Source organism: Streptomyces albidochromogenes (assembly GCF_005981925.1).
GTDB lineage: Bacteria > Actinomycetota > Actinomycetes > Streptomycetales > Streptomycetaceae > Streptomyces > Streptomyces albidochromogenes.
This window is the reverse complement of the sequence record NZ_VBVX01000449.1, coordinates 1-4,033: the sequence shown is the minus strand read 5'-3', so window position 1 is coordinate 4,033 and position 4,033 is coordinate 1. Positions and strand designations below refer to the sequence as shown.

The window sequence follows — 4,033 nt, the reverse complement described above, 5'->3', positions numbered from 1 at the left end:
ATGCGGGACACGCTGGTACTGAACGCGAGCTTCGAGCCGCTGTCTACGGTGACGTTGAACCGGGCGGTGGTGCTTGTCCTGACGGACAAGGCCGTCGTCGAACAGGCACACCCCGGCCTGCGGATGCGTGCGGCCGCCGTGGACCTTCCGGTCCCCCAGGTGATCAGGCTGTGCCGGTACGTCCGGGTGCCCTTCCGAAGACACGCGCCGTGGTCGAGGCGTGGTGTGCTGATACGGGACCAGCACCGGTGCGCCTACTGCGGGCGGCGCGCCACCACCGTCGACCATGTGGTGCCGAAGGCTCAGGGCGGCGGGGACGGCTGGCTGAACACGGTGGCGTCGTGCGCGGAGGACAACCACCGCAAGGCGGACCGTACGCCGGAAGAGGCGGGGATGCCGCTGCTGCACCGTCCGTTCGTGCCGTCGCCCGCCGACGCGATGCTGCTGGCGCTGGGAGCCGATGAGCGCTCCGCGCTGCCGCAGTGGCTGGCGCAGCCCGCGTAAGGAGTTCGTACCCGCCGTACCTGGCCCGCCTTCCCGGGGAGCCCTTCGGGGCTTCTCGGGCGGCGGGCCTCTGTGCGCCGCCTCAGCGCAGAAGGAGCTGGACGATCGCGACGGTGCCGACGGCCACGATCAGGACGCGCAGCGCGGTCGGCGGCAGGCGTCGGCCGATCTTGGCGCCGAGCTGGCCGCCGAGGGTGGAGCCGACGGCGATGAGGGCGACAGCGGTCCAGTCGAAGTCCGCGGCGAAGAGGAAGAACGTCGCGGCGATGGTGTTGACGATCGCCGCGAGGACGTTCTTGGTGGCGTTGACGCGTTGCAGGGTGTCGGTGAGCAGCATGCCCATGAGGGCGAGATAGATGATGCCCTGGGCGGCGGTGAAGTAGCCGCCGTACACGCTGGCGAGCAGGAGGCCGGTGATGAGGAGCGGGCCGCCGTCGGGGTCGGGGTGACTGTCGGAGCCGAGGCGCTCGCGGCGGCGCTTGACCGCCGCGGTGATGCGGGGCTGCAGGACGACGAGGACCAGGGCGAGGCCGACCAGGACCGGGACGATGGTCTCGAAGGCGGTCGGGGGCAGGGCGAGGAGCAGTACCGCTCCGCAGAAGCCTCCGACGGCGGCTGCCGAGCCGAGGCGCAGGATGCGGCGGCGCTGGCCGGTGAGTTCCTTGCGGTAGCCGATGGCGCCGCTGATGGCGCCGGGGATGAGGCCGAGGGCGTTCGAGACGGTCGCGGTGACCGGCGGGAGGCCGGTGGCGAGCAGGACCGGGAAGGTGATCAGGGTTCCGGACCCGACGATGGTGTTGATGGTCCCGGCGCTGACGCCCGCGGCGAAGACGGCGAGCATCTCCCAGATGGTCACGGTGTGCCCTTCGTGCGTGATCGTTGCTTGGAGCACCGATCATGCACGAAGGCGGGCCCGGCTCCGTCGAAGGGGGTCAGTCGATGGGGGGTTCCTGGCGGCGCTCCTGGCCGGTGTTGAAGCCGGGGCCGCCACCGCTGAAGTTGCCGAAGGCGCCGCTGAGGCCCTTGAGGGCGTCGCCGATCTCGCTGGGGACGATCCAGAGCTTGTTGGCGTCGCCCTCGGCGATCTTCGGGAGCATCTGGAGGTACTGGTACGACAGGAGCTTCTGGTCCGGGTCGCCGGCGTGGATGGACTCGAAGACCGTACGGATGGCCTGCGCCTCGCCCTCGGCGCGCAGGGCGGACGCCTTGGCCTCGCCCTCGGCGCGCAGGATCGCGGACTGCTTCTCGCCCTCGGCGGTGAGGATCGCGGACTGCCTGATGCCCTCGGCGGTGAGGATCGCGGCGCGCTTGTCGCGGTCGGCGCGCATCTGCTTCTCCATCGAGTCCTGGATGGAGGTGGGCGGCTCGATGGCCTTGAGCTCGACGCGGTTGACGCGGATGCCCCACTTGCCGGTGGCCTCGTCGAGGACGCCGCGCAGCGCCGCGTTGATCTCCTCGCGGGAGGTCAGGGTCCGCTCCAGGTCCATGCCGCCGATGATGTTGCGCAGCGTGGTGACGGTGAGCTGCTCGATCGCCTGGATGTAGCTGGCGACTTCGTACGTCGCGGCTCGGGCGTCGGTGACCTGGTAGTAGATGACGGTGTCGATGTTGACGACGAGGTTGTCCTGGGTGATCACCGGCTGGGGCGGGAAGGGCACGACCTGTTCGCGCAGGTCGATCCGGTTGCGGATCGAGTCGATGAACGGGACGACGATGTTCAGGCCGGCGTTGAGGGTGCGCGTGTAGCGGCCGAAGCGCTCCACGATGGCTGCGCTGGCCTGCGGGATGACCTGGATCGTTTTGATCAGGGCGATGAAGACCAGCACCACCAGAATGATCAGGACGATGATGACGGATGACATCGCGTTTCCCGTGCCCTTCGTGTCGTGCTTCTCGGGAGACCGGCCTGGTCGCGCGCGGACGATCTGATGATCAATCTTCCCAGAACGCGGGCCGGTGTGCGGGGTGTTCGGCTCACCTGGCCGGTTACATCACCACGGCCGTCGCTCCGTCGATCTCGACGACGTCCACCTGCCGGCCCGGTTCGAAGCTCTGTTCCGCGTCGAGGGACCGCGCGGACCACACCTCGCCCGCGAGTTTGATCCGGCCGCCGCCGGCGTCGACCCGTTCGAGCACGACGGCCTGACGCCCCTTCAGGGCATCGATGCCGGTGCGGTGTTGGGGCCGCTCGGAGCGATGGCGGGCGGCTATCGGACGTACGACCGCGATCAGCGCGACCGAGACCGCGGCGAAGACCAGGACCTGGGCGACGATTCCGCCGCCCAGGCTCGCGGTCAGGGCTCCGGCGACCGCGCCCGCCGACAGCATTCCCAACTCGGGCATCGCGGTCACCACGAGCGGGATTCCCAGCCCGACGGCGCCGATCAGCCACCACACCCATGCGTCGATGTCCACATGGTCATGGTAGGTGCGGGCGGTCTTCGCCGACAGGGTGCGGGCGGGGCCCCGGAGGGTCAGCCGAGCGGCAGGCCCTGGGCGGTCCAGCGGTCGGACCTGCGCTCGACGACGAGCGGCAGGCCGAAGCACAAGGAGAGGTTGCGGGAGGTCAGTTCGGTCTCCACGGGGCCCGCGGCGAGGACCTTGCCCTGGCGGATCATCAGGACGTGGGTGAAGCCGGGGGCGATCTCCTCGACATGGTGCGTCACCATGATCATCGAGGGGGCGTACGGGTCGCGGGCGAGGCGGCCGAGGCGGCGGACGAGGTCTTCGCGGCCGCCGAGGTCGAGACCGGCGGCGGGCTCGTCGAGGAGCAGCAGCTCGGGGTCGGTCATCATCGCGCGGGCGATCATGGTGCGCTTGCGCTCGCCCTCGGAGAGCGTGCCGAACTTGCGGTCCAGGTACGCGGTCATCCCGAGGCGGTCGAGGAAGGCGCGGGCGCGCTGCTCGTCGACCTCGTCGTAGTCCTCGTTCCAGGTGGCGGTCATGCCGTACGCCGCCGTGAGCACCGTCTGGAGAACGGTCTGCCGGCGGGGCAGCTTGTCGGCCAGCGCGATGCCGGCCATGCCGATGCGGGGGCGGAGCTCGAACACGTCGGTGCCGGGGCTGCCGAGCGTCTCGCCGAGGATCCTGGTGCTGCCGGTGGTCGGGAAGAGGTAGCTGGAGGCGACGTTCAGCAGGGTGGTCTTGCCGGCGCCGTTCGGGCCGAGGATCACCCAGCGCTCGCCCTCCTTGACCGACCAGGAGACGTCTTCCACCAGAGCGCGTCCGTCGCGGACCACGGATACGTCCACCAGCTCCAGTACATCGCTCATGAGCGCGTTGTCTCCCCATGCAGTCTCGAGAATGTCGGGCATGCCTGTAGGCACAGCTCCAGGGGAAAACCTACGCCACCGGTCGAGTGATCCGGTTGGTAGGTCCGTTCCCTAGGCTGGGGGCATGCTTTCCGAACCTCGCTCAGGACGACTGGCCGCATGGGGAAACGCCCTTCTGGCCGGACTCGCATCGCCGGATCACGTCGCGCTCGCCATCGTCGGGGAGGACGCGGCGCACCGGGTGGAGTTCACCGCCG

General features: G+C 69.7%; 6 protein-coding genes. 2 read left to right on the top strand and 4 right to left on the bottom strand.

Going from position 1 to position 4,033, the window contains the following annotated elements; translation table 11 throughout:
- The coding region (locus tag E2E34_RS32170) for an HNH endonuclease (protein WP_138905378.1) at positions 1 to 504 on the top strand (504 nt) is incomplete at its 5' end.
- Positions 505 to 586: 82 nt separating this feature from the next.
- Here E2E34_RS32170 and E2E34_RS32165 read toward each other — a convergent pair.
- The 4 genes from E2E34_RS32165 to E2E34_RS32150 all read right to left on the bottom strand — a co-directional run bounded on the left by E2E34_RS32165 (position 587) and on the right by E2E34_RS32150 (position 3,776).
- The gene (locus tag E2E34_RS32165; RefSeq protein ID WP_138905377.1) at positions 587 to 1,360 is read right to left on the bottom strand and encodes a sulfite exporter TauE/SafE family protein; all 774 of its coding nucleotides are present in this window, start codon (positions 1,358 to 1,360) and stop codon (positions 587 to 589) included.
- A gap of 76 nt (positions 1,361 to 1,436) precedes the next feature.
- The gene (locus tag E2E34_RS32160; RefSeq protein ID WP_138905376.1) at positions 1,437 to 2,366 is read right to left on the bottom strand and encodes an SPFH domain-containing protein; all 930 of its coding nucleotides are present in this window, start codon (positions 2,364 to 2,366) and stop codon (positions 1,437 to 1,439) included.
- A gap of 124 nt (positions 2,367 to 2,490) precedes the next feature.
- Positions 2,491 to 2,919, bottom strand: a complete 429-nt coding sequence (locus E2E34_RS32155; protein ID WP_138905375.1) for an NfeD family protein — start codon at positions 2,917 to 2,919, stop codon at positions 2,491 to 2,493.
- A 59-nt stretch (positions 2,920 to 2,978) separates the two neighbouring features.
- The gene (locus tag E2E34_RS32150) at positions 2,979 to 3,776 is read right to left on the bottom strand and encodes an ABC transporter ATP-binding protein (protein ID WP_138905374.1); all 798 of its coding nucleotides are present in this window, start codon (positions 3,774 to 3,776) and stop codon (positions 2,979 to 2,981) included.
- A gap of 124 nt (positions 3,777 to 3,900) precedes the next feature.
- Between E2E34_RS32150 and E2E34_RS37665 the strand changes: the two genes are divergently transcribed.
- The coding region (locus tag E2E34_RS37665) for an Rv1486c family protein (RefSeq protein ID WP_500691584.1) at positions 3,901 to 4,033 on the top strand (133 nt) is incomplete at its 3' end.

Excerpts from the sequence above, each read along its gene's own strand:
- E2E34_RS32150 (WP_138905374.1), bottom strand. The coding sequence starts at position 3,776 with ATGAGCGATGTACTGGAGCTGGTGGACGTATCCGTGGTCCGCGACGGA.
- E2E34_RS32160 (WP_138905376.1), bottom strand. The coding sequence starts at position 2,366 with ATGTCATCCGTCATCATCGTCCTGATCATTCTGGTGGTGCTGGTCTTC.